This window comes from Leclercia sp. M-A074-M (genome assembly GCF_965195605.1).
GTDB lineage: Bacteria > Pseudomonadota > Gammaproteobacteria > Enterobacterales > Enterobacteriaceae > Enterobacter.
In genome coordinates this window covers 302,542-326,682 of record NZ_CBDAHM010000005.1, presented here as the reverse complement: position 1 = coordinate 326,682, position 24,141 = coordinate 302,542, and the positions used below count along the sequence as shown (strand labels likewise).

Below are 24,141 nucleotides of genomic sequence, written 5' to 3'. Positions count from 1 at the left end.
GCATGTGTTAGGCCTGCCGCCAGCGTTCAATCTGAGCCATGATCAAACTCTTCAATTTAAGTTTGATGCTCGTGAATTAAACTTCGTAATGAATTACGTGTTCACTCAGAGACTTGGTATTCATTTTTCGTCCGAGGACGTTAAGAATCCATGTCACTTTGAGTGCCCACACAGATTGTCTGATAAATTGTTAAAGAGCAGTGCAACGTGGCTTTCGCTCACCGTTGCGAGGTGGCGTATATTACGCTTTCCTCTTTCAGAGTCAAGCGATTATTTTCGCTTTTCTCCTCAACCGGCCCGGCTGTTAGTGTGAAGTGATTCACATCCGCCGTGTCGATGGAGGCGCATTATAGGGAGTTCTCCGGCGCCCGCAACCCTTAAATGTCATAAAAATGACTGACTGCTGCATTCCCCAGCAAAAGCCCGCCTTATACCTGATTACCCACAGAGTTATCCACAAACATGCTGATATTCTCTGCTATATAGAGGCTAAGGCGGGTTCAGAATCACGCTGCGGTCTGTTCTTTGCGTACCAGAAGGGTGGTAAGTATAAAGGAGAGCACCAGCGAGATCGCCACACCCGCCAGAGCAAAGATAAAGTACGGCCCTATATAAGCAGGCAAACTGAAGATGCTTGACAGGATATAGCCATAGAGGCGCACCCCGAAGAAGGCGATAAAGGCTGATGCCAGCGAGCTGGCCACCGTGGCGGCGATAAAAGCTTTCTTGTAGCGCGTCAGGACGCCAAAGAGTGCCGGTTCGGTAATCCCCAGCAGCGCAGAGATGGCTGCCGACAGCGTAACGGTCTTCTCCTGACGGTCTCGGCTCAGCCGCCAGATAGCAAATGTCGCCCCCGCAATCGCCATATTGGCCATAAACATCATCGGCATCAGCATGTCGTAACCACGGTCGCTGAAGTTTTGCAGGGCAATCGGCGTCATTGCGTGATGCATACCGGTCAGGATCGCCACCGGACGGATAGCCCCGACGATAAGCCCGGCAAAGCTGGCCGACACGCCAAACAGTCCTTCTATAAAGAAGGCGAGTCCTTTACCCAGCCAAATGCCCACGGGGCCGATCACCACCAGTGCCGCCAGGGCGCCTATAAAGAGGGAAAGCGTTGGTGTGAACACGGTTTTCAATACATCCGGCATAATGCTGTCTACCCAGCGATGGATATAGCTTAATGCCAGCACCGAGAAGATCACCGGAATGACGCTCGAGGCATAGTTAAAGACGGAGACCGGTATGGCATTCATTAACCAGAGCGCGCTGACCGCCCCTTCCTGATGTGTCGCCAGGGCTTTCGCTGCTTCTATTAAGGAGGGATACATCAGACAGGCGGCAACCGCCGCGGCAAGATACTCATTCGTTTTGAAGATCTTTGCCGCCGACACGGCAAGAAAGAAAGGCAGAAAATAGAACACGCCGCTGGCAATCAGGTCGATAACCATAACAGTATCGCTTTTCGCTGATACCAACTTCAGTGCAATCAGCCCGGCCAGCAGCCCTTTTATCATCCCGGCCCCGGCAATGGCCGGAACAATCGGGCCAAACACGCCCGAGACGGTATCCATAAAGAGGGAGACCAGACTTTTACGCCCCTTCGTCGCCGTCGGCGCCTGATCGCCCCCTTGACCGAGTACCTTAACCATTTGCACGTACCAGCTGTTCACCTTCGGCCCAATAATCACCTGAAACTGATCGCTCTGCAGTTGCGCGCCCAGCACGCCCGGCAGATTTTTTATCGCGGTCTGATCAACTTTGTTATCGTCGATAAGATCAAACCGTAGCCGCGTCATACAGTGCCAGACTTTATTAATATTCCCCTGGCCGCCGACCAGATAAATAATATTGTTGATGGCTTCTTGCATCCCCATAAAGACTCCTGCCGGTATGGTTGTTGTTTTATTGATGCTCCGAGAATAATTAACCCCCCCATACAAAACAAACCAATAAAATTTGACACCGCTCACACTTAACCATCTAAAAGACGGTAAAACAATATGCAATGCACAATTGGTACGGTTTTTAATTAAAATAGAATAAAATAACTGACCAAAATAAATAATAAAAAAATGGTTTACCTGTAAACATTTTTAGGGCGATGATATTCCCATTCCGTATTTCCACAGCGCAGCAAAGGAGTTTTTCGTGACGCCTGTGATTATTAAAAATATCGAGTGTTTTATTACCCGCCCGGACCGACATAACCTGGTGACCGTGCGCGTCACCACCGAAAACGGGCCCATTGGACACGGTTGCGCCACCTTCCAGCAACGCCCGCTGGCGGTGAAAACCCTGGTGGATGAGTACCTTAAGCCGCTGCTCATCGGCCGGGATGCCAATAACATCGAAGATCTGTGGCAAATGATGAACGTTAACGCTTACTGGCGTAACGGTCCGGCAATGAACAACGCGATTTCAGGCGTGGATATGGCTCTGTGGGATATTAAAGGGCAACTGGCCGGAATGCCGCTTTATCAGCTGCTGGGTGGAAAAGCCCGTGATGCGATCCCGGCTTACAGCCACGCCAGCGGCGAAACGCTGGAGGAACTCTTTGCCTCCGTTGATAAACTGGTGGCGCAAGGCTATCGGCATATCCGCTGCCAGCTTGGTTTTTATGGCGGAACGCCATCGGCGTTACATGCCCCGGAAAATCCGACGTCAGGGGCCTGGTTCGATCAGCATGAATATATCGCGAATACCGTGGAGATGTTCCGCACCCTGCGCGAAAAATATGGCTGGAAACTCCATTTCTTACACGACGTTCATGAGCGATTATTCCCGCAGCAGGCGGTGCAACTGGCAAAACAACTTGAGCCTTACCAACCCTACTTTATTGAAGATATTTTACCGCCGCAGCAGAGTGCCTGGCTGGAACAGGTTCGCCAGCAGAGCTGCGTGCCGCTGGCGATGGGCGAGCTCTTCAATAATCCCGCTGAATGGCACGAGCTGATTGTGAGCCGCCGCATCGACTTTATTCGCTGCCACATCTCGCAGATTGGCGGCATTACACCGGCGCTGAAGCTTGCGCATCTCTGTCAGGCCTTCGGCGTGCGTCTCGCCTGGCATGGCCCCGGCGATATGACCCCTATCGGCGTGGCGGTAAATACGCACCTGAACATTCATTTGCATAATGCCGCCATTCAGGAATTTATTCCGCGTTCTGCCGCCACCGACAGCGTATTCCCTGGCGCGCCTGAGGTGAAAGACGGGTTTGTTTATCCGCCGACAGCGCCCGGCATCGGCACCGCCTTCAATGAAGAGCGAGCTCTGGCCTATCCGTTGGTTTATCGCCCGCATGAATGGACGCAAAGCCGCCTGCCGGACGGCTCGATTCACACGCCCTGATGTTGTCGCCAGGCTAAATTATCGCGGTTATACGGGCTGACCCAGGTGCAGGTGTAGTTGATATCAATAATATCGCTCACCTCAAAGACCCGCCCCCCCTCCAGTATTCCACGATTATTAATATGCATTGCTGGGCTGCCTTTTTTGCAGCCCAGTATTACCGCCTGCTCCCGGCTGACGCTGACCGCCCGGTAGGTGGTCAGCATATGGGAAATGATCATTCCTTTATTTAAGACGTACTGCTGAATGGAACGCTCAATCGCCTGCTGATTAAGATCGGGGAAATCGGCGGCCGGCATGCTGGACACTTCCAGCTGTACGGGCTGGTCATCGACGTAGCGCAGGCGGCAAAAGTGCCAGATAAAACTCTCTTCATCGATGCCGAAGATCTGCTGCGCCGCGCGATCGGGCCTCCTCTTATGCAGGCTAATCATCCGGTAACGCATCTGATCGAATCGCTTTTCCGTGATCGAATTATAAATCAGCGGATTATTGCGCGCATGCTCGTTGATCCAGATCCCCGAGCCCTGCACGATCCGCACCACGCCAATACTGACCAGTTTTTCCAGCGCCTGGCGGATGGTGAAACGCGAGACGCCATACTCTTCGGCCAGCTGTCTTTCAGGAGGAAGTTTACGTGGCCCTGCCGTGGTGTCCTGATAGATTTTGCTCAACAGATCCTGGGTCACAAACTCTTTCTTTTTCATTGTTCCATCCTGAAGTCACTCAACGTTGATCGCACCTCAACACTCCGGCAAATCTTGTGCCAGCAAGCGCGGCCAGACTGCCGCCCAGTCGGAGCCATGCCCCAACCCGCTGACCACCTCCGTTTGCACACAGTTCCCCCCCACCGCCTGTTGAAAACGTCTGGCGACGGCGGGCGGCACGGTGGTATCGGCTTCTCCACTGTAGTGGATCTGTGGCAGGACGCGAAGCGTAGGCGCACGATCAATAGCGCTTTCCGCCTCGGGCATCGGACTGACACGGTGCAGGGCATTGACATACGCCACGTCGAGATTGCCCGCCACCGTGCGCAGAGAGCGCACATCATTCCGTCGTTCGGCTAACAGCGCGGCGATATTACCGCCCCCGGAGTAGCCAACCAAATCGAGCTTCACGCCGGGATAACGCTTCACCATCTGGCTGAGCGCCTCATTCATCGCATCAATGACCGCAGGTGAAAAACGATCCTGCGTCCAGATATTTACACGGCAGTGCGCCGGCAAAGGCGGCCCGATAAACTGGCAGGGCCGGGCCAGATAAAGCACATTGGCATGGCTATCCGCCGCCGCCAGCATCAGGCCAACTGGATTACGAGGTGTCGGATTATCCGAGGGTGTGAAGCGGTTTTTCCAGGCAAAGCCATCCCCCTCGATATAGACCCGCAACGAAACAACCGGAGGCGTGATTCGATGCCAGCTGGTAATCGGGAAGGGATCTGTATCAAACTTCTCACTGATCAGACCACTCTCCCTGGCGATTTTTTGTACGGCACCCTGCGGATTGGCTGAAATACATCCCGCCAATAATAAAGATAAATTAATCAATACCGTTCCCTGCATTAAGTGAGGATATATCCTCATTCCGCCACCAGCCTTAAGTCAAATTATAAACATTACAAAAAATATGCAATAAATTCGCCCTGAAATAATTAAGCAGGACTTATTGTTTTCAGCAACGAATTGTATATTCTGCGCCCGAAGATATCGGATTAATCCGAAGAGATCGCCACAACCTTTGCACAATCATCGCTACTTATGACGGAATACCATGGAAAAGAAACGCCTTAGCCAGCTGATCTCCCTGCTGGTTGCATCGACGGCTGCGCACGCCTTCGCAACGTCTCCCGAGTTAATTATCGACACGCCAACGAGTAATATTCAGATCGCTGACGGAAAAGAGCTGGTGCATATTACCCATGCGGGAAGTATCACCGGCACCCCTACCAATGCCTTAACCGTGAACGCGGGCGTCACTGTAACGACACTTACTAATGATGGGATGATTAGCGACACCGTTGATAACCCATTATTGTTAAACAACAATATTGTTCAGATTGATGGAACAATAGATACGCTAAACAATAACGGCACCATCTCCAGCCAGAGCCTGTATCAAAACGGCAGCGTCGTGGCGGTGGGTGCGACGGGGGTGATTAACACCTTCACTAACAGCGGCACGCTCGAGAGGGTTTCGGGCTCTTACAACCTTTTCGGGTATAACAACAACGGTACCTTGAGCAATGCCGGGACTATCGGCACCCTGGTTAATGCCGTGGATGGCAAGATTGTGGGCTATCGCGGCATCAACAATCAGGGCACCATCGACAACCTGAATAATGCCGGCCTTATCTCTTCTGTGAATAACGATAACGGCATATTCATGGGGCAAAAAGGGGCCATTTTTAACAGCGGTACGATTGGCTCCCTGCATAACACCGGAACAATTGAAGGCGGCACGACCGATTATTACGGCAGCTCCGGGATCATCAACCAGGGCATCATTAACGCTATCGTTAATGATGAGAAGATTAACGGCAGCTCCTTCGGCATTATCAACTCCGGCACCCTTAATACCCTTGTTAATAACGGTAACATCACCGCCAACGACACCGCTGTCTATAACAACAGCAATAACAACAGCGTTATTGGCTCCATTGTGAACAACGGTGAAATCTCGGGTAACTGGAGCGGGATTTACATCTGGAACTACAACAACCAGGGCAACACGGAGATCGTCAATAACGGCCTGTTAAGCGGCGGGGGCTATGCCCTGTTTGTTAACGGTAATAATAGCGACACGGTAACCCTCACCAATACCGGCACCATTACCGGTGATATTTACTCCACCAGCACGGCACCATTAACTCTTAACGGTGGCACCACCATGGGCACGCTGACCGGCATCGACGGCGCGACGGGCACCATTACTGGCTCTAATGTCACATTTGGCAGCGGCTCGCTGCTGCTCAACGATAATGTCAGCACGTTTAGCGTTATCCCTGAGTATGGCCTGATGGCAATGCAGATGAGCGACGACATTGAAGTGACGACCGGCACCGTACTGAACGAAGCCGCGTCCCTTCAGGTCAATAACAGCATCAACATTCTGGGTGATTATCATCAGAAAGCGGCCGCAACGCTCATCTCCGGCATCTCCGATCTGGCCGAGGCTAACGGCGATGTGCTTGCCGACGCCGGATATGGTCGTCTGAACGTCAGCGGTAATGCCACTATCGACGCGGGCTCAAGCATCAATCTGCTGCGCACCGGCAGCACCTATAAGTTCGCTGAAGGGCAGCGCTATGTGGTCATCAACGCCAGTGGCGCCCAGACCGACTACCATGCCGATCAGCTGAACTATAAAGCGCTCGGCTACCGTGGTGCGGTCAACGGCACCGTGTATGAAGATGCGACGAGCAAGGCGCTGGTGTTAACCCTGGGCGCAGAGCCGGTCACTCCCGATCCGGTAGAGCCACAGCCCCAGCCGCAGCCGCAGCCTGAGCCGACGCCAGAAGTGACCCCGCCTGTGGTGACCGAGCCTGAGATCGCCCCGCCGGTCGTTACGACCCCGGCACAGCCGACCCAGCCTGCGCCAGCGGAACCCACACCTGCTCAGCCGACCAAACGGGGCTATGCCACTATCCCAAGCGCTACCGCGTCACTGGGCGGGCTGGCGAGCTACTCCGGTATCGCCTCACCGCAACTGCTGAATTTGTATAACGCCTCGCTGGCAATTGAAGGTAAACAAGAGGCGAACCGCGTTGGCGAGCGTCTCTCTACCAGCCAGAATCTCAACACCAGCTCAGCGGCAACCGTTGCCATCTCTACCGCTCAGGCCGTAGTGGGTGCTCACATCGATGCCGTGCGTAATCCACAGGCCTCCGGCGTGAGCGGGGTGGCAACCGGTGATGACTACGCAGAAAACTGGATTGTCTGGGGTCAGCCGTTCGGCGGTTATGCCCGCCAGCAGAGCAGTGACGACGTGAGCGGTTACTCAGCGAAATTTGGCGGCCTGATCATCGGTGCCGACCGTGCCCTGGGTGACGCCTGGCGTCTGGGCGCGGCGCTGAACTACAGCAACACCTCCGTACATGGTAAAGACAACCTGAGCGGCAACAACTCCACCGCCGATAACTATGGGGTGATTGGTTATGCGGCCTACACCGGCAATCCGTGGTATCTGAACCTCTCCGCGGGCCTGAACCGTCAGAACTACAGCTCCGTTCGCCGCGCCGATTTCACCGGTTTCTCCGGCGCGGCGCACGGCAAGTTCAACGGCCAGTCGGTCACTCTGCAAAGCGAGCTGGGTTACCCGATCACGCTGCCAGCCGACGTGGTACTGACCCCGCTCGCGGGCCTGACCTACGGTTATCAGCATGTGGAGGGCTACAGCGAAACTGGCGGCAATGGGATGGCGCTGGATGTCAGCAGCACCCATACGCAGTCGGTAGTCAGCGATATCGGCGCCCGCCTGGAGAAGAGCTTCTCCACCGGACTGGGTAATCTGACGCCGTTTGCCCAGCTCTCCTGGATCCACCAGTACGATAACCGCCAGGTCAGCAGCCATGCGACCTATGCCGCCGATGCCGTGGGTGAAACCAGCTTTATCACCAAAGGAGCTTCACCGGTGAAAGATATGGCCGGCGTAGCTATCGGCACCACGCTCTACGACGCCAACGATCTGAGCTTTGACGCGCGTTACGACCTGCAGGCCGGCGATCGTTACCAGGCGCATACTTTCAGCCTGCGTTTACGCAAATCGTTCTGATTGTTATGTCCCTTCAACGGGGCCCTCAGGGGCCCCATTTTTTTTACCCGGGTAAAACATTATGTTTTTAGCACACCTGCAGGCATCCCGTTGAGCGCATAATCTTATGCGCTCAGTTCGTTAAACCGTTCACGGCACAGCTGCTACACTGCCTCAACACCTCCACAAAAAGGCAGATCAACATGTCCGAGAATAACTACCAGCCAGCGAAAGTCTGGGAATGGAAGCAGAACAACAGCGGCGGCGCGTTCGCCAGCATCAACCGCCCAATCTCAGGCGCTACTCACGAGAAAACCCTGCCGGTCGGTTCACATCCGTTGCAGCTTTATTCACTGGGTACGCCAAACGGCCAGAAGGTCACTATTCTGCTGGAAGAGCTGCTGGCGCTCGGCGTCACCGGTGCGGAATATGATGCATGGCTGATCCGCATCGGCGAAGGCGATCAGTTCTCAAGCGGGTTTGTTGAGGTCAACCCGAACTCTAAAATTCCGGCCCTGCGCGACCACTCCACCACGCCGCCAACCCGGGTGTTTGAGTCCGGCAATATCCTGCTCTATCTGGCGGAAAAGTTCGGCCACTTCCTGCCAAAAGATCCGGCTGGACGAGTGGAAACCCTGAACTGGCTATTCTGGCTGCAGGGCGCTGCCCCGTTCCTTGGCGGCGGTTTCGGCCACTTCTATCACTATGCCCCGGTAAAAATCGAGTACGCCATTGATCGCTTCACCATGGAAGCCAAACGTCTGTTCGACGTGCTGGATAAACAGCTGGCGCGGGGTCGCTACGTGGCGGGTGAAGAGTACACCATCGCCGACATTGCCATCTGGCCGTGGTTTGGCAGCGTGGCGCTGGGCCAGGTTTACGGCGCGGCAGAGTTCCTCGATGCCGAAAGCTACAAGAACGTTCAGCGCTGGGCGAAGGATGTCGCCAGCCGTCCGGCGGTGAAGCGCGGGCGTATCGTCAACCGCACCAATGGCGAGCTGAGCGAACAGCTGCATGAGCGCCATGCGGCAAGCGATTTTGATACCAACACTGAAGATAAACGTCAGGGCTAACCCCTGTGCCGGGCGGGCCACCGCCCGGCGACGGTCAGATTACGTTGAGTTTCCCCACTACGGCATTATTGGCCTACCTGGCAAACCGCGCAGCTGGCAGTATCCCCAACGTCTCACTGCATATTTATAAGGGAACAGCCATGAAAACCATGAAAATCACTTTGATGATCGGCGCGCTGATCTTCTCTGCTACCAGCCTGGCGGCAGATAAAACCGCTACCGGGGCGCTGGTGGGTGCCACCATCGGCGCAGTAGCCGGGAAAAGCGTAAAATCCACCGTCGGTGGCGCGGTGGTTGGCGCGGGTACCGGGGCAATGTTTAAAAACGGTGAGAAAGGCAAAGCCGCGCGTAAGGGGGGAGCCATTGGTGCCGCTGTAGGGGCTGGTGCAGCCGCCGTAACCGGCAATAGCGTTCTCAAAGGCGCCGCCCTTGGCGCAGGGGCGGGCGGCCTGGTCGGCGAAGCGACCCACTAATAAAAATGCCAGGTGATTATTCCACCTGGCTTTTTCAGGCCCCTCATTTCTTATTTCCTGGCTGTTTATAAGACCTTCAATATAAGCCTTAACGCAAATCCCTCTCTTTTTTCAACACCATATTTACTTCCATCCAGTAAACTGGCATCAATAATTTCTTTCTTCAGATTATTCGCATGTCAGAAAAGGCGCTGAAACAACAGATTCAGAATCTCAAAAAGCACAATGCCCGGCTTGCCAGGCTGGCGCGTGACGCCCGAAACAAGCTCAGTGCTGCGCTCGACGGAACCGGTCTCTGTTTATGGCAGCTCGACGTTCCTACCGGCAAGCTGATTATCTATAACCGCCGCTGGGGTGCGATGCTGGGCTATCAGCCCAAGGAGCTGAACGCGCAGTTTGAGATCTGGCGTGAGCATCTGCATCCGGATGACAAACAGAACGTGCTGGATGCCTTCTACGATCACCTGCACGGCAAAACGCCCTTCTATGAAGCGCTGCACCGCATGCAGCACAAAAACGGCACCGTCACCTGGGTGCTGGACCGCGGACGGGTGACGGACTGGGATGAAAACGGCAACCCCCTGAAGGTGACCGGCACCCATATCGACATGACCAAAGAGAAGCAGTACGAAGAGCAACTGGCCCAGCTGGCTAATCACGATCCACTCACTGGCCTTGCCAACCGTCACGCATTGCTTAAGCACTTCGCCCAGCTTAAGGCCCAGGGGCCGCTCAGCATCGCTTTTATCGATCTTGATGATTTTAAAACGGTGAACGACACCTTTGGTCATCGCAGCGGCGATGAGCTGCTGATCCAGCTCAGCCAGCGCCTGCGCGATGCCTGTCCGCCGGAGGCCATCGTTGGCCGCCTGGGTGGCGATGAGTTCGTGCTGCTGTTGCCTTTCCCGCTTTCCAGTGTGCGGGTGAACAGCACCGCCCACCGTTGTCTGCAGGCGGCGCTGACGCCGTTCGAGCTGGATAATGGCCAGGCGCAGGTCGGCGCCTCGGTAGGGATTGACGAAGTGCTGGAGCAGGATGATTTCGTCAATGCCCTGCGCCGTGCCGACCGATCGATGTACCAGATTAAGCACACCGGCAAAAACGGCGTGGCGATTGGCCAGACGCCGCTCGCCTTCACCCGTACCGGAACAGAACCATGAAAAGCTCCCGTCATCAGGATCTTATCCGCCTGCTGGCGGCCTCCGACTGGCTGACAACAGAGGCGCTGGCCGCCGCGCTTGGCGTGAGTAAAGAGACGATTCGGCGCGATCTTGCCCTGCTGCAGCAGCAGGGCAAGATCGTGCGCCATCACGGGCGGGCGCGGGCGATCCACCCGGATCACCGCGACGGCGGAGAGCCCTTTGGCGCGCGGTTGAAAAGTCACTACGCGGATAAAGCCGATATCGCCCGTCATGCGCTGGACTGGGTCAGCGAAGGCATGACGCTGGCCCTGGATGCCAGCTCAACCTGCTTTCACCTGGCGCGGCAGCTGCCGGATATCGCTCTGACGGTCTTTACCAACAGCCTGCCCATCTGTCATGAGATGGCGAAGCGCGAGCGCATCACCCTGATCTGCTCGGGCGGGACGCTGGAGCGCAAATACCGCTGCTATGTGAATCCGGCCCTGGTGACGCTGCTGAAATCGCTGGAAATTGACCTGTTTATCTTCTCGTGTGAAGGGGTGGATGAGCAGGGTGTGATGTGGGATCCCACCCCGCACAGCGCCGGGTTTAAATCGCAGCTGCTGGGCCGCGCCAGCCAGTCGCTGCTGCTGATCGACAAAAGCAAGTTTCAGCGCTCCAGCGAAGTGAAAATTGGTCACCTGTCGCAGGTGACGCAATTGATCAGCGACGCGCAGCTTGCCCGGCGTTAGTCTGCCAGACGGAACTTCTGCACCGAACGTTGCAGCTCTTCGGTCTGGCGCTCCAGTGCGGAAGCCGCCGCCGACACCTGCTCCACCAGCGAGGCATTCTGCTGGGTCACGCCGTCCATCTGGGTGATCGCCACCCCAACCTGCGAAATGCCTTTGCTTTGCTCTTCCGAGGCGCTGGCAATCTGCTTCATGATGGTGGTGACGCCAGTAATGTCGCGCAGCACCGCCTCCATGGTGGTGCCAGTCTCGGTCACCAGTTTGGCCCCCTCCTCCACGCGGGAGACGGAGTCAGAGATTAACCCCTCGATCTCTTTTGCCGCGTTCGCACTGCGGCTGGCGAGATTCCGTACCTCACCGGCTACTACCGCAAAGCCACGCCCCTGCTCGCCCGCCCGCGCCGCTTCCACCGCCGCGTTGAGGGCCAGAATATTGGTCTGGAAGGCGATGCTGTTGATGACGCTGGTGATCTCCGCAATCTTCTTCGAACTGATGGAGATCCCGGTCATGGTACTGACCACATTTTCCACCAGCGCGCCGCCGCGACTGGCGCTGACAGAGGCGACGTCCGCCAACTCGCTGGCCTGCCGGGCATTATCCGCGTTTAGCTTCACCGTGGCGGTGAGCTGCTCCATGCTGGCGGCGGTCTCTTCCAGCGCCGCTGCCTGCTCTTCGGTACGGGACGAGAGATCGTTATTGCCGCTGGAGATCTCCGTCGCCCCGCGCCAGATGTTCTCGCTGCCTTTGCGGATGGTGCTCACCGCCTCGCGCAGGCTCTCCTGCATCGCCGTCAGCAGCGGTACCAGCTGCCCCACACAGTTACGGCCAAAAGGCGCGATCGGCTGGCTAAGATCCCCCTGCGCAATCAGGCGGAAATGGTGGCGGAGCTGCTCAAGAGGTTTCACCAGCATGGCAACCAGATAACGGTCAGCGAACAGCAGGATCAGCAGGCCGATAATCGTTGCGGTAATCATTACCGTGCGGGTAGTGCTGGTGAAGCCATCCACCGTCACCCGGGTGGTGTCGAGGATCGTGTCGGCGGCCTTATTGAACTGTCCGGCGCTCTCGCCAAAGGCGCGGCTTAGCGGTGGGGTGACATTGTTCGCCTGCTGGCGATAGCCCTCAAGGTTGCCCTGCTGAGCCAGCTGCATCTGGGGCTTAACGCCGTTATCCAGCAACGCCTGCCAGCTGGCGATCACCCGGGCGGAGACGTCGGCATCCATTGGCCCCGGCGACATGGCTTTCAGCTCGTCGAGCCTGATGCTCATGGTATCCAGCGCCTGCTGCACAGCGGCAAAATCGGCCTTGCCGCCTGCCGCCTGCGTCTCCATCGCGCGGCTCAGCCGGGTAACAAAACGGAAGTATTGATCGTTGCCCTGGCTGAGCACCGTCATCTGTCTGACCAGCTGGCGATCGACCTCATTGCCATCCGCCACGCGGGAGAGCGCCCATGAGCCATACAATCCCACGCCCGCCCACATTAAACAGAAGATACCCAGAATCGTCAGCATCACGAACCGGATTGTAAGATTACGAAATATACGCATAACTCTTTCCTTGCCTGAGGGAGATGTCGCCCGGAGGCGAGTATTACCCTCGTTATCGGCAAGAAAAGGCGAAGCAATACCTTTTCCTGGTTATTTTTATAAAACTTTTCATTTCTGTTTACCGGGCCGGAAAAGGATAATCACGCCAGGATAAATACCCCTCTAAATAACGTGATATTAGATTTCATAAAATTTACAAATGTAAATCAGGCTCTCCATTCATAATCCACATAACTCTAAAGGGTTAGTCCTCCGATCTCTCTTGACAGAGAATTTTCCTGTTCAAGCGGAAAAAGTCTTACTTTTTGTACGTTAATAAAACTGTAACATTCACAAAACAGATATATTTAGAAAAACCAATCATTTGTTTTTATAAAAATGGTCATTTAATGGCTTGATATAATTTCAAATTTCATTACACCCTTTTCGTCTGAGAAAGTTCTTAATTACGCATATCTGGTTTAAAAAGAATTCACTTTGATCCGGTTATAAGAGATGAAGAAATGCGTATTTCAATGAAAAGGACCTTGTTGTCACAGTGTGTATTACTGTCACTTGCCTCGTTTGCTACCCAGGCAGGCGAGACCCCTGCCACGCCTTGCCAGAATGGTGACACCACCCAGACCTGCGGCCTGAAAGAATATCCGGACGGCAGTTTCTATCAGGATCCAGGGGTCACTGATGCCGTTATGGCAAATGAAACAGCAACCAATATTTATATGGATGGTGACCGTAAAACAGGCGATACGCAGACCTTAACTGTGACAGGTACGGACATGTCCGGTTATTATATTCAAGGAAGCAATGGCGGTACCGTGAATATTAACGTCACTGACAATGCCAAAGTGGATATGATTGAAGTCGGTTCCGCATTCAAGACCACCAATACAACGATCAACGTCAATGACTCCACGCTGAACGGCCAGAACAGCGACGGGGCCTATCAGCGAGACAAAGATTATATGATGGGCGCCGCCATCTATCTCGACCCGCTCGATGCAGGGTACCACGACGTGAATATCAGCAACGACAGCGCACTGCATGGCAGTATTATCAGCGCCGGTCAGGGCACCCAAACCATCGCCATGAGCGACAGCATCATGGATAATGGCGGTATCTACGTCGGCAGCGATAAATCCGATACCTCCCTTACCCTGACGAACGCCAGCGTGGATGCAACTAACAGCCAGGTGGCGCAAAATCTCGATACCATCGTAGAAACACTGAGCCAGTACCAGCCCTTCCAGAATATCAACGTTGATGCCTTTAGCGATCTGGCAGTGGCACTGTACGGTACCACTCAGGATACGCTGGCACTGAACAACAGCACCGTGACCGGCGACATCGGGGTTATTAACGAAAAAGGCCAGACCAACCTGTCATTCACCAATAACAGCGTCGTGAACGGCAATGTGACGCTGGACGGTAACTCCACCAATACCGTTCTGGTGGATAACAGCACCATTAATGGCGACCTGAATGCCAGCCAGAACAGTGGCGATACCACCATTACTCTGCAAAACGGTGCTAACGTTGACGGCAATATTACGACCGGCGCAGGCGATGATACGGTGGTCCTGGTGAATGATTCCCACGTCACCGGTAATGTCAGCGGCGGAGACGGCAACGATACCCTGTCGATGGATGCGGGTAGCTCTATTTCCGGGCAAATTAATCAGTTTGAAACTGTGAATACCACCAGCGATAACAGCATCAGCCTCGACACCATTAACGATTCAACTACATGGAGTCTGCAAAACGGCTCCACCCTGACCGCCGACACCACGGGTAGTAATGCCGTAGTGAACATGAGCACCGATAGCCGGGTTAACTTCGGCCAGATCACCGGCTCCCGTAACGCTGTGGTAGTCAATAACATTACCTCTTCGGCGCTCAATCAGCAGAACATCGTGCTGGGGTCCTTTACCACGACTACGGCAACCACCACGCCGGAAACGGCCGCCAATGCGACCTTCAGCAACGGTCAGCAGCAGGTTGAAAACCGCAGCGCAGCTTATAACTACAACAATGCTCTGAGCATTGTGCCTGGCGATAACAGCCAGGACTGGAATATTGTCTTTAACAGCTCCCGCGGCGCACTGGCCAGCGATGTCCAGGGATTAGTCGCCGGGCTGGATGCAGCCGAACAGGCGGGCCATCAGGTCACTGATGACATCGCCAGCCATTTGGATCGCCTGCACTTTGCTGGCCTGACAGGTGAACAGCAGGAAGGGGCCCAGCTGTGGGGAGACTTCCTCTATCAGAACGGTAACTTCAGCAACGATGTGGATTACAAAAGCATCACTCAGGGCGCACAGGGTGGCGTTGACTGGACGGCGTACCTCGCTAACGGGGACAGCGTAACCGGCGGCGTGGCACTGGCCTGGACCCGTAGCCGCGTTGAAGATACCGCCAACGGCCCGGACAGCTTCAAGGACACCGTCTATGGTAACTACTACAGCCTGTATGGCGGCTGGCAGCAGGCGCTGAACGGTCGTCAGTGGGGCATGTTCGCCGACGCCAGCTTCAGCTATGGCGATATGCGCTACTCCCTCTCCGCGCATAACGTCACTGGCGACACCAGCGGCATGACCGAAGCGCTGCACGGCTCCACAGACGGTAGCCTGTATATGGCTCAGGCTCGTACCGGGGTGAACGTGCTGCTGCCAGGCGAAACCGTGCTGCAACCATACGCCATCCTCGGCTGGGATGAGACCAAAGCTAACGGCTTCTCCGACAGAGAAGTGACCTTTGCTGACAGCCAGGTCTCCTCCTGGAACGGCGGCGCGGGTCTGCGTCTGACCACCACCCTGACCGATCTGAACAAAAACGTGCAGATCATGCCATGGCTGGATGCCCGCGTGCAGAAAGAGTTCAGCGATGATACCGATATCCAGGCAGCGGATTATCACAACACCGCAGGTCATAACAACAGCATGGGAATGTTTGGTGCGGGTGTGAATGCCACTATCGCGCACAACTTCTCGGTAAATACCGGCATTTACTATGGCACGGGCGATGTCGATAACGACGCCAGTGTTCAGGCAGGTATGAGCTACAGCTTCTGATGACCACGCCTACCCGGTAGCCTGAGGCTGCCGGGTATTTTCTTAACTCAAATATTTCTCAAACCATCCCAGGGTTCTTTTCCACGCTAATTCGGCAGCAGGTTCGTCGTAACGCGGGGTAGAGTCATTATGGAACCCGTGGTTGACCCCCGGATAGATCCAGGCTTCGTACACCTTACCGTTAGCTTTAAGCGCGGCCTCATAGGCAGGCCACCCCTCGTTAACATTCTTGTCGTGCTCGGCGTAATGCAGCAGCAGCGGCGCCTTAATTTTGGCGACATCCGCCGCCGGTGGCTGGCGGCCATAAAAAGGGACCGCGCAGGCCAGCTCTGGCCAGGCGACCGCGGCGGCATTAGAGACACCGCCGCCGTAGCAAAAGCCGGTGATCCCCACTTTACCGGTAGCGTCCGGGTGTTTTTGCATAAACCCGATGGCGGCAAAGAAGTCGTTCATCAGCTTCGTCGGATCGACCTTCTGCTGCAGGATCTTGCCCTCCTCATCGTTGCCGGGGTAACCGCCCACCGAACTTAAGCCATCCGGCGCCAGGGCGATGTAGCCCGCTTTTGCCACCCGACGCGCCACATCCTCAATGTAGGGATTGAGGCCGCGGTTTTCATGCACCACCACCACCGCCGGCACTTTGCCGGTGGCTTTGGCCGGTTTCACCAGATAGCCGCGCACCTGGCCATGGCCGTCCGGGGAGGGATAGGTGATGTATTCGGGCAGGATATCGGGATCGGTGAATTTCACCTGCTCCGCGAGGGCGTAATTGGGCTTAAGCATATTAAACAGCGCCAGCGCCGTGACGCCGCCAACCGCATAACGGGCAGCCAGATTGAGGAACTCACGTTTGTTGATTTTGCCGTGAGCGTAATAGTCGTAGTAGTCGAGCAATTCCTGAGGAAAGTCTTTGGCGGTCATACGCGTCATCGCATATCTCCATGAATTGTGAACAAACTAAGGTTAGAATAGAAACGCTGTTTCGAAAATCAATCACTAAGAAAGGAGACATCATGCCCTGGAACGCCTCCCCTGACCGCTACGAGACGATGCAGTACCGTTACTGCGGTAAAAGCGGCCTGCGTTTACCCGCCCTGTCACTCGGCCTGTGGCACAGCTTCGGCCACGTCCACGCCCTCGACTCACAGCGCGCCCTGCTGCGAAAAGCCTTCGATTGCGGCATCACCCATTTCGATCTCGCCAATAACTATGGCCCACCGCCGGGCAGCGCGGAGGAAAATTTTGGCCGCCTGCTGCGCGATGATTTCGCGGCTTATCGCGACGAACTGATTATCTCCACCAAAGCGGGCTATGACATGTGGCCGGGGCCTTACGGTGCGGGCGGTTCGCGCAAGTATCTGCTCGCCAGCCTCGATCAAAGCCTCAAGCGGATGGGGCTGGACTACGTGGATATCTTCTATTCACACCGGGTCGATGAAAACACGCCAATGGAGGAGACCGCTTCTGCGCTGGCGCAGGCGGTGCAGAGCGGGAAAGCGCTCTACGTAGGCATATCCTCATATTCGCCGGAGCGGACCCAGAAAATGGCGGAGCTGCTGCGCGAGTGGAAAATTCCGCTGCTTATCCACCAGCCCTCATACAACTTGCTTAACCGCTGGGTGGACAAGAGCGGCTTACTGGATACCCTGGCCGCTAACGGCACCGGCTGCATCGCCTTTACGCCGCTGGCCCAGGGGCTGTTGACCGGAAAATACCTGAACGGCATTCCTGACGGCTCCCGCATGCAGCGTGAGGGCAAAAAGGCGCGCGGCCTGACGGAAAATATGCTGACCGAAGCCAACCTGAACAGCCTGCGTTTGCTCAATGAGATGGCCCAGGCGCGCGGACAGACGATGGCGCAGATGGCGCTGAGCTGGCTGCTGAAAGATGAGCGTGTCACCTCGGTACTGATTGGCGCCAGCCGGACAGAGCAGCTGGAGGAGAATGTGCAGGCGCTGAATAACCTGCACTTTAGCGAAGAGGAGCTGCAGCGGATTGACCAGCATGTGGCCGACGGGCAGCTGAATCTGTGGCAAGCCTCTTCGGATAAATAATTTCAGAGGATAGTGTCGGGTGGCGCTGCGCTTACCCGACCTACAGACTCCCCGTAAGCCTGATAAGCGCAGCGCCATCAGGCGTTTTGTCTTATTTGCGGCTCAGCTTGTCCAGATATCCCATCACAAATGCCGACAGCACAAACGTGAGGTGGATAATCACGTACCACATCATCTTGTTGTCAGGGATATTTTTGGCATCCATGAACACCCGCAGCAGGTGAATGGAGGAGATCGCCACAATCGACGCCGCCACTTTGTTTTTCAGCGACGACGCATCCATTTTGCCAAGCCAGCTCAGCTTCTCTTTATCCGCGGAGATATCCAGCTGCGAGACGAAATTTTCGTAGCCCGAAAACATCACCATCACCAGCAGGCCGCCCACCAGCGTCATATCCACCAGCGACAGCAAAAGCAGGATCAGGTCAGATTCAGCGATGCTGAATATATGCGGCAGAACGTGAAAAATTTCCTGAAAGAATTTAATACAGAGCGCCACCAGCGCCAGCGAGAGGCCAAAATAGACCGGAGCTAACAACCAGCGGGAGGCATACATTGCGTTTTCAAAAAAGCGTTCCATAGAGTCCTGTCTGCAAACGAAACCAGTGTGCAGTATATCGCAATGGCCCAAATTGTTTGCAACAACTAAACAACAGATCCCCTACACTTGCTCAGGCTTTACCACCGGGCGCTGATACTCAGGCCACACCAGCACCACCAGCGAGGGATACGCCTCGAGGCTGAACTCGCGAAAACACTGGCGCAGGTTCATCACCTCCAGATCGGTGTGCGACACTTTTTCGCCGTTCAGGCAGCGCTTCTTAATATTGTCGTAATATTTGTAGACCGCCGAGTTAAGATCGCTGCAACGACGCTGCGCCTCAAACAGGTCAGGAATGCTATTTATTTCCACCATATTCATTCGTTTAATTGTGGCATGGAGGAAATCAATATATTCATGGTTAACGCGCCAGTACCAAACCGGGGTAATCGCATTCATTAACACAGAAAAATGGTCTTCGCCCTCTTCTTTTGACATCCGCTCCGGCTGAGACGGGACGTGCGCGCTCCCCACATCGCTACTTTTATTGAACTCGCGCATCAATAAAAGAACTACGGCGGTAAGCAATAACAAAGTAATGACAGTATAAAAAATGCTGTTCATATAGGCAGGCTCCATTTTTTTTGATTTTAAATTTGCCTCATGTTATTGTCAACGAATCTCACACTCCAGACAACCCTACCCCGTTGAAATTAAAGGAAATATAAAATGTTGCCCGACAATCTGGTTCCGGCCAAGTTTCACATTTCTTCCGTGGAACCAAAACCGCCAGAAGCAGAAAGCAATGCCAATTTCACTAAGGGGAAAAGAACACTCGCTGATTACGCGCCAGATATATTAATTGGCGTTACCCGTACCGGTAACTCCCGCAATATGTTGCTTGAAGAGCACGATCGGCATATTAAAGACCGGTTATTTCGGGTAGTTAAAATCGAGGTGTTCGCCCGGCTGCTGAATGATTTGCAGGCGGAGGGGGAAATAGATGCCCAGGCACTAAGTCAAATATTGGCGGAAAAAACCGATGAGATTAACGAAGCCGGTAATGAAATCTGGTTGAATCTTATTACCTGCGAAAAAAACACGCCTGTGTTTTATACGCTAGAGGATGAATAACGTGAAGGATGTTGATAACAACAACGTTTATTTAGCTTTAGATGACAAAAAAAGCGATGAATTTATCTTAGAGCAAAACCTTGCCGCGCTTAAAGAGATTAAAAACGCTGAAATACAAAGAATTGCTAAAGATCTGCTCTCCATTCCGGCGGGCCTGGTGCGTCTGAAATGGCAGAATCGCCGTGAAATTTATCCATTGCAGGTAAAAGAAGAGATCTATGGCGCGACAATAAACGCCATTATGCAACAGCGTCCGGATTTAAAAGAAAAAATACTGGCGCGCCTGGAAACCAATTATCAATATATTCTGGCACGTGAAACCGCGACCCTGCGCGTCACCCGTAAGCTGGCTGATGAAGGCTATCGCACCACCAGCGTGACCACCGTTGCGCTGAATGAAGAGGTGCTGGCCGCCAAAGCGGACATTCCACCGCAAAAGCCGTAACCTCTCGCCGAACCCTGCCGTCTCGCCTGTTTCTGATCAGCCCATTTCTTTTAAGGATTATACTGAATAATCCTCACAGCCCAGTTGATTCTCCTAAGCTTAAAGTCTGATTAACCCCTCAAGGAGAACACCTATGGCAAACTCTCAGAGCAAAATTCAGGATCCGACAACCCAGTACTACACCGGCGAATATCCCAAGCAGAAACAGCCTGTACCGGGGCTGCAGAGCAAGATGGACCCGGTGCCGGACTGCGGCGAAAAGAGCTATAAAGGCAGCGGCAGACTACAGGATCGTAAGGCACTGGTGACAGGGGGCGATTCCGGGATTGGACGCGCTGCCGCCATCGCTTACGCGCGTGAAGGAGCAGATGTCGCCATTAACTATCTGCCCGCCGAAGAAGAGGACGCCCAGCAGGTTAAGCAGCTTATTGAAGAGGCCGGGCGCAAAGCGGTGCTCATCCCTGGCGACCTGAGCGATGAACAATTTGCCCGCTCGCTGGTACATAAAGCCCATCAGGAGCTGGGTGGGCTGGACGTGCTGGCGCTGGTAGCCGGTAAGCAGGTGGCGGTGGAGAAGATTGCCGATATCACCACCGAGCAGTTTAAGCAGACCTATGCCGTGAACGTGCTGGCTCTGTTCTGGATTACCCAGGAGGCACTGCCGCTGCTGCCCGCCGGGTCGAGCATTATCACCACCTCCTCGATTCAGGCCTATCAGCCGAGCCCGCATCTGCTGGACTATGCTTCCACTAAAGCGGCTATTCTCAACTTCAGCCGCGGGCTGGCGAAACAGGTGGCTGAGACCGGCGTGCGCGTCAACGTGGTAGCCCCTGGTCCTATCTGGACGGCGCTGCAAGTCTCCGGCGGTCAGCCTCAGGAGAAGCTCCCGCAGTTTGGTCAGCAGACGCCGATGAAGCGCGCAGGGCAGCCTGCGGAGCTGGCGCCGGTCTATGTCTATCTGGCAAGTCAGGAGTCCAGCTACGTGACCGCAGAAGTGCACGGCGTGTGCGGTGGGGAACATTTAGGCTGATGGTGCAGTGCCGGGTGGCGGCTTCGCCTTACCCGGCCTACGTTTCGCATGCAGGCGCCATCCGGCAAATACAAAAACGGCAACCCGTGGGTTGCCGTTTCTCTTTATTTCGCCGCCGCTTTCTCTTCGCCGACCAGACCAATTTTCAGGTAACCCGCCTGGTGCAGCGTGTCCATTACCTTCATCATGGTTTCGTAATCGACCGTCTTATCGGCGCGGAAGAAGACGGTAGTCTCTTTCTTGCCTTCGGTCAGGGCGTTCAGCGCCGGGATCACCGACTCATCGGTCACCGGATCGTTGCCGAGGAACATAGATTTATCGGCCTTTACAGAGAGATAAATCGGTTTTTCCGGGCGCGGCTGCGGCTGACTGGATGACGCAGGCAGATTCACCTTCACGTCTACGGTCGCCAGCGGCGCCGCCACCATGAAGATAATCAGCAGAACCAGCATAACGTCGATAAACGGCGTCACGTTGATTTCGTGCATTTCGCCGTTATCGTCCAGATTTTCATTAAGACGCATTGCCATGACGAATCAACCTACGTGAAATTTCTGAGCAGAACGAATCGGCTTAGCCGAGCTGGCGCTGAGATCCAGATCGCGGCTTTGCAGGAGCAGAACCTGGGCGGCAACGTCGCCGAGGGTCGCTTTGTAGCTGCCAATCATACGGGCGAAGACGTTATAGATCACGACTGCCGGGATTGCCGCCACCAGACCAATGGCTGTTGCCAGCAGCGCTTCGGCGATGCCGGGCGCCACAACCGCGAGGTTGGTGGTTTGCGTCTGGGCGATGCCGATAAAGCTGTTCATGATGCCCCAGACGGTACCGAACAGACCGACGAACGGCGAAATCGCGCCGATGGTCGCCAGGTAACCGTTACCCCGTCCCATATGACGGCCAACGGCCGCAACGCGACGCTCAAGGCGGAAGCCGGTACGCTCTTTAATCCCTTCGTTGTCTTCACTGCCTGCAGAAAGTTCGAGCTCGTTCTGCGCTTCGTTGATTAACAGGGTGGTCAGGCTCTTCGCCTGGAAGGAGGCGGCCATGTCGCTCGCCTGATTCAGGGTACGGGCTTCGGCCAGCTGCTGCTGCTCGCGCTTAAGGCGGCGTTTATGGGAAAGAAGCTCTACGCTCTTGCTAAAGAAAATAGCCCAGGTGACGACAGACGCCAGAATCAGGCCGATCATGACAATCTTCACCACGATGTCGGCATGATGATACATACCCCAGACGGAGAGGTCCGTCTGCATCAAATTATTACCCACTCGGTATCTCCAGGACGCAAATCACAAAATCTGAGCATAATAATATCAAAACAACGTCGAATTGATAGTAGTTCTCATTAGTATTTACATAGTGCCGTAAATTCGTTTCATTTTCCTTGCGCTTACGCAGGAAAAATTTCCCGGAAACAAATTTTAAAAAATTTTCCGCTGAACCCACTACCGTTAAGGTGACCATTTTTACTTTCGTGATAGTCTGGACGTCCAGACGTATAAAAACAGGTTGCGCAGACATGAAAGAGAAGCATCTTGATACCACCCTTGTCCAGGCGGGACGCAGTAAAAAATATACCCTTGGTTCCGTGAACAGCGTCATCCAGCGCGCCTCGTCGCTGGTGTTTGATACCGTGGAGGCGAAAAAGCACGCCACCCGTAACCGGGCCAACGGTGAACTGTTTTACGGGCGTCGCGGCACGCTGACCCACTTCTCGTTACAGGAAGCGATGTGCGAGCTGGAGGGCGGCGCGGGCTGTGCGCTCTTCCCCTGCGGTGCCGCGGCGGTGGCCAATACCATTCTGGCGTTCGTTGAGCAGGGCGACCATATCCTGATGACCAACACCGCCTACGAGCCAAGCCAGGACTTCTGCACCAAAATCCTCAGCAAGCTGGGGGTCACTACCGACTGGTTCGATCCGCAGATTGGCGCGAACATCGCCGAGCTGATCCAGCCCAACACCCGGATTGTGTTCCTGGAATCACCCGGCTCTATCACCATGGAAGTGCATGATGTGCCAGCCATTGTGCAGGCGGTACGCAGCAAAGCGCCGGACGCTATCATCATGATTGATAACACCTGGGCGGCAGGGGTGCTGTTTAAGGCGCTCGATTTTGGTATCGACATCTCGATTCAGGCGGCGACGAAGTACCTGATTGGCCACTCTGACGGGATGATTGGTACCGCGGTTTCCAACGCCCGCTGCTGGGAGCAGCTGCGCGAGAACGCCTATCTGATGGGCCAGATGGTGGATGCCGACACCGCCTATATGACCAGCCGCGGCTTGCGTACCCTCGGCGTGCGTCTGCGTCAACATCATGAAAGCAGCGTGCAGATTGCACAGTGGCTGGCGCAGCATCCCCAGGTGGCGCAGGTTAACCATCCGGCACTGCCGGGCAGCGTCGGACATGAATTCTGGCAACGTGACTTTACGGGCAGCAGCGGTCTGTTCTCCTTTGTGCTTAATAAACGCCTGAGCAATGACGAGCTCGCCGCTTACCTGGATAACTTCTCGCTGTTCAGCATGGCTTACTCCTGGGGCGGCTTTGAATCACTGATCCTGCCGAACCAGCCAGAGCAGATTGCGGCCCTGCGTCCCGGCGGCAAAGTGGACTTTACCGGCACCCTGATCCGCCTGCATATCGGCCTGGAAAACGTCGACGATTTGATTGCCGATCTGCAAGCCGGGTTTGCGCGCATTGAATAGCGCAGGGCCACAAACACACTCCGCGGACACTTTTCTCTCCATTAGCTGCAGAAAAGTCTGATTTGTTGCGTCTGCGATCAAAGCCCGCCGACGAAA

The 24,141-nt window shown here is 54.9% G+C and carries 21 protein-coding genes; 12 read left to right on the top strand and 9 right to left on the bottom strand.

The window, feature by feature from the left end; all coding sequences use genetic code 11:
- Nucleotides 1-506 precede the first annotated feature (506 nt).
- Nucleotides 507-1,880 (bottom strand): PTS transporter subunit EIIC, encoded by a 1,374-nt coding sequence (locus ACOKCT_RS13285; RefSeq protein ID WP_103176941.1) that lies wholly within the window; start codon nucleotides 1,878-1,880, stop codon nucleotides 507-509.
- A gap of 274 nt (nucleotides 1,881-2,154) precedes the next feature.
- Between ACOKCT_RS13285 and ACOKCT_RS13280 the strand changes: the two genes are divergently transcribed.
- On the top strand, nucleotides 2,155-3,354 hold the full coding sequence (locus ACOKCT_RS13280; RefSeq protein WP_420193554.1) for an enolase C-terminal domain-like protein: 1,200 nt from the start codon (nucleotides 2,155-2,157) through the stop codon (nucleotides 3,352-3,354).
- Here ACOKCT_RS13280 and ACOKCT_RS13275 read toward each other — a convergent pair.
- Both ACOKCT_RS13275 and ACOKCT_RS13270 read right to left on the bottom strand, forming a co-directional pair.
- Nucleotides 3,342-4,061: a GntR family transcriptional regulator gene (locus tag ACOKCT_RS13275; protein ID WP_156655217.1), complete on the bottom strand. Its 720-nt coding sequence runs from the start codon at nucleotides 4,059-4,061 to the stop codon at nucleotides 3,342-3,344. The two genes, ACOKCT_RS13280 and ACOKCT_RS13275, sit on opposite strands and share 13 nt — an antisense overlap.
- 36 nt (nucleotides 4,062-4,097) lie before the next feature.
- The gene (locus ACOKCT_RS13270) at nucleotides 4,098-4,937 is read right to left on the bottom strand and encodes an alpha/beta hydrolase (protein ID WP_103176944.1); all 840 of its coding nucleotides are present in this window, start codon (nucleotides 4,935-4,937) and stop codon (nucleotides 4,098-4,100) included.
- A 187-nt stretch (nucleotides 4,938-5,124) separates the two neighbouring features.
- Between ACOKCT_RS13270 and ACOKCT_RS13265 the strand changes: the two genes are divergently transcribed.
- From ACOKCT_RS13265 to fucR, 5 genes are all read left to right on the top strand, one after another.
- On the top strand, nucleotides 5,125-8,124 hold the full coding sequence (locus ACOKCT_RS13265; RefSeq protein ID WP_420193553.1) for an autotransporter domain-containing protein: 3,000 nt from the start codon (nucleotides 5,125-5,127) through the stop codon (nucleotides 8,122-8,124).
- 182 nt (nucleotides 8,125-8,306) lie between these two features.
- Nucleotides 8,307-9,176, top strand: a complete 870-nt coding sequence (gene yghU / locus ACOKCT_RS13260) for a glutathione-dependent disulfide-bond oxidoreductase (protein WP_103176946.1) — start codon at nucleotides 8,307-8,309, stop codon at nucleotides 9,174-9,176.
- 140 nt (nucleotides 9,177-9,316) lie between these two features.
- Nucleotides 9,317-9,649 (top strand): glycine zipper family protein, encoded by a 333-nt coding sequence (locus tag ACOKCT_RS13255; RefSeq protein ID WP_103176947.1) that lies wholly within the window; start codon nucleotides 9,317-9,319, stop codon nucleotides 9,647-9,649.
- A 176-nt stretch (nucleotides 9,650-9,825) separates the two neighbouring features.
- Nucleotides 9,826-10,809: a sensor domain-containing diguanylate cyclase gene (locus ACOKCT_RS13250; RefSeq protein WP_159339953.1), complete on the top strand. Its 984-nt coding sequence runs from the start codon at nucleotides 9,826-9,828 to the stop codon at nucleotides 10,807-10,809.
- Nucleotides 10,806-11,522, top strand: a complete 717-nt coding sequence (gene fucR, locus ACOKCT_RS13245) for an L-fucose operon activator (RefSeq protein ID WP_214422385.1) — start codon at nucleotides 10,806-10,808, stop codon at nucleotides 11,520-11,522. Before ACOKCT_RS13250 ends, fucR begins: the two co-directional genes overlap by 4 nt.
- Here fucR and ACOKCT_RS13240 read toward each other — a convergent pair.
- A complete protein-coding gene (locus ACOKCT_RS13240) occupies nucleotides 11,519-13,066 on the bottom strand; it encodes a methyl-accepting chemotaxis protein (RefSeq protein WP_420193552.1) in 1,548 nt (515 codons plus the stop codon). The two genes, fucR and ACOKCT_RS13240, sit on opposite strands and share 4 nt — an antisense overlap.
- 515 nt (nucleotides 13,067-13,581) lie before the next feature.
- On the opposite strand from ACOKCT_RS13240, the gene ACOKCT_RS13235 reads away from it, so the two are divergent.
- Nucleotides 13,582-16,134 (top strand): autotransporter domain-containing protein, encoded by a 2,553-nt coding sequence (locus tag ACOKCT_RS13235; protein WP_420193551.1) that lies wholly within the window; start codon nucleotides 13,582-13,584, stop codon nucleotides 16,132-16,134.
- A 42-nt stretch (nucleotides 16,135-16,176) separates the two neighbouring features.
- Here ACOKCT_RS13235 and yghX read toward each other — a convergent pair whose 3' ends face one another.
- Nucleotides 16,177-17,064, bottom strand: a complete 888-nt coding sequence (gene yghX / locus ACOKCT_RS13230) for a YghX family hydrolase (protein ID WP_103176952.1) — start codon at nucleotides 17,062-17,064, stop codon at nucleotides 16,177-16,179.
- Between the two features lie 83 nt (nucleotides 17,065-17,147).
- On the opposite strand from yghX, the gene ACOKCT_RS13225 reads away from it, so the two are divergent.
- A complete protein-coding gene (locus ACOKCT_RS13225) occupies nucleotides 17,148-18,188 on the top strand; it encodes an aldo/keto reductase (protein ID WP_159339951.1) in 1,041 nt (346 codons plus the stop codon).
- A 91-nt stretch (nucleotides 18,189-18,279) separates the two neighbouring features.
- On the opposite strand, the gene ACOKCT_RS13220 is transcribed toward ACOKCT_RS13225, so the two are convergent.
- Together ACOKCT_RS13220 and ACOKCT_RS13215 are read right to left on the bottom strand one after the other, a co-directional pair.
- Nucleotides 18,280-18,768 (bottom strand): TIGR00645 family protein, encoded by a 489-nt coding sequence (locus tag ACOKCT_RS13220; RefSeq protein WP_103176954.1) that lies wholly within the window; start codon nucleotides 18,766-18,768, stop codon nucleotides 18,280-18,282.
- An 81-nt stretch (nucleotides 18,769-18,849) separates the two neighbouring features.
- Nucleotides 18,850-19,353: an ESA_00282 family adhesion-associated protein gene (locus ACOKCT_RS13215; protein ID WP_420193550.1), complete on the bottom strand. Its 504-nt coding sequence runs from the start codon at nucleotides 19,351-19,353 to the stop codon at nucleotides 18,850-18,852.
- A 105-nt stretch (nucleotides 19,354-19,458) separates the two neighbouring features.
- Here ACOKCT_RS13215 and ACOKCT_RS13210 point away from each other — a divergent pair, with 105 nt between their 5' ends.
- From ACOKCT_RS13210 to ACOKCT_RS13200, 3 genes are all read left to right on the top strand, one after another.
- Nucleotides 19,459-19,863, top strand: a complete 405-nt coding sequence (locus tag ACOKCT_RS13210) for a hypothetical protein (protein WP_103176956.1) — start codon at nucleotides 19,459-19,461, stop codon at nucleotides 19,861-19,863.
- Nucleotides 19,856-20,308, top strand: coding sequence for a cytoplasmic protein (locus ACOKCT_RS13205; protein WP_103176957.1), 453 nt, complete (start codon nucleotides 19,856-19,858; stop codon nucleotides 20,306-20,308). The genes ACOKCT_RS13210 and ACOKCT_RS13205 overlap by 8 nt, the downstream gene beginning before the upstream one ends.
- Nucleotides 20,309-20,441: 133 nt before the next feature.
- Complete coding sequence (locus tag ACOKCT_RS13200) at nucleotides 20,442-21,338, top strand: SDR family oxidoreductase (protein ID WP_156655224.1); 897 nt, start codon at nucleotides 20,442-20,444, stop codon at nucleotides 21,336-21,338.
- A gap of 104 nt (nucleotides 21,339-21,442) precedes the next feature.
- Here the strand turns inward: ACOKCT_RS13200 and exbD are convergent, their stop codons facing one another.
- Nucleotides 21,443-21,868, bottom strand: a complete 426-nt coding sequence (gene exbD, locus ACOKCT_RS13195; RefSeq protein ID WP_103176959.1) for a TonB system transport protein ExbD — start codon at nucleotides 21,866-21,868, stop codon at nucleotides 21,443-21,445.
- A 6-nt stretch (nucleotides 21,869-21,874) separates the two neighbouring features.
- Nucleotides 21,875-22,606 (bottom strand): tol-pal system-associated acyl-CoA thioesterase, encoded by a 732-nt coding sequence (gene exbB / locus ACOKCT_RS13190; RefSeq protein WP_103176960.1) that lies wholly within the window; start codon nucleotides 22,604-22,606, stop codon nucleotides 21,875-21,877.
- A gap of 251 nt (nucleotides 22,607-22,857) precedes the next feature.
- On the opposite strand from exbB, the gene metC reads away from it, so the two are divergent.
- Nucleotides 22,858-24,045 carry a cystathionine beta-lyase gene (metC, locus tag ACOKCT_RS13185; RefSeq protein WP_103176961.1) on the top strand — a complete coding sequence of 396 codons (1,188 nt, stop codon included), beginning with the start codon at nucleotides 22,858-22,860 and terminating at the stop codon, nucleotides 24,043-24,045.
- Nucleotides 24,046-24,141 lie beyond the last annotated feature (96 nt).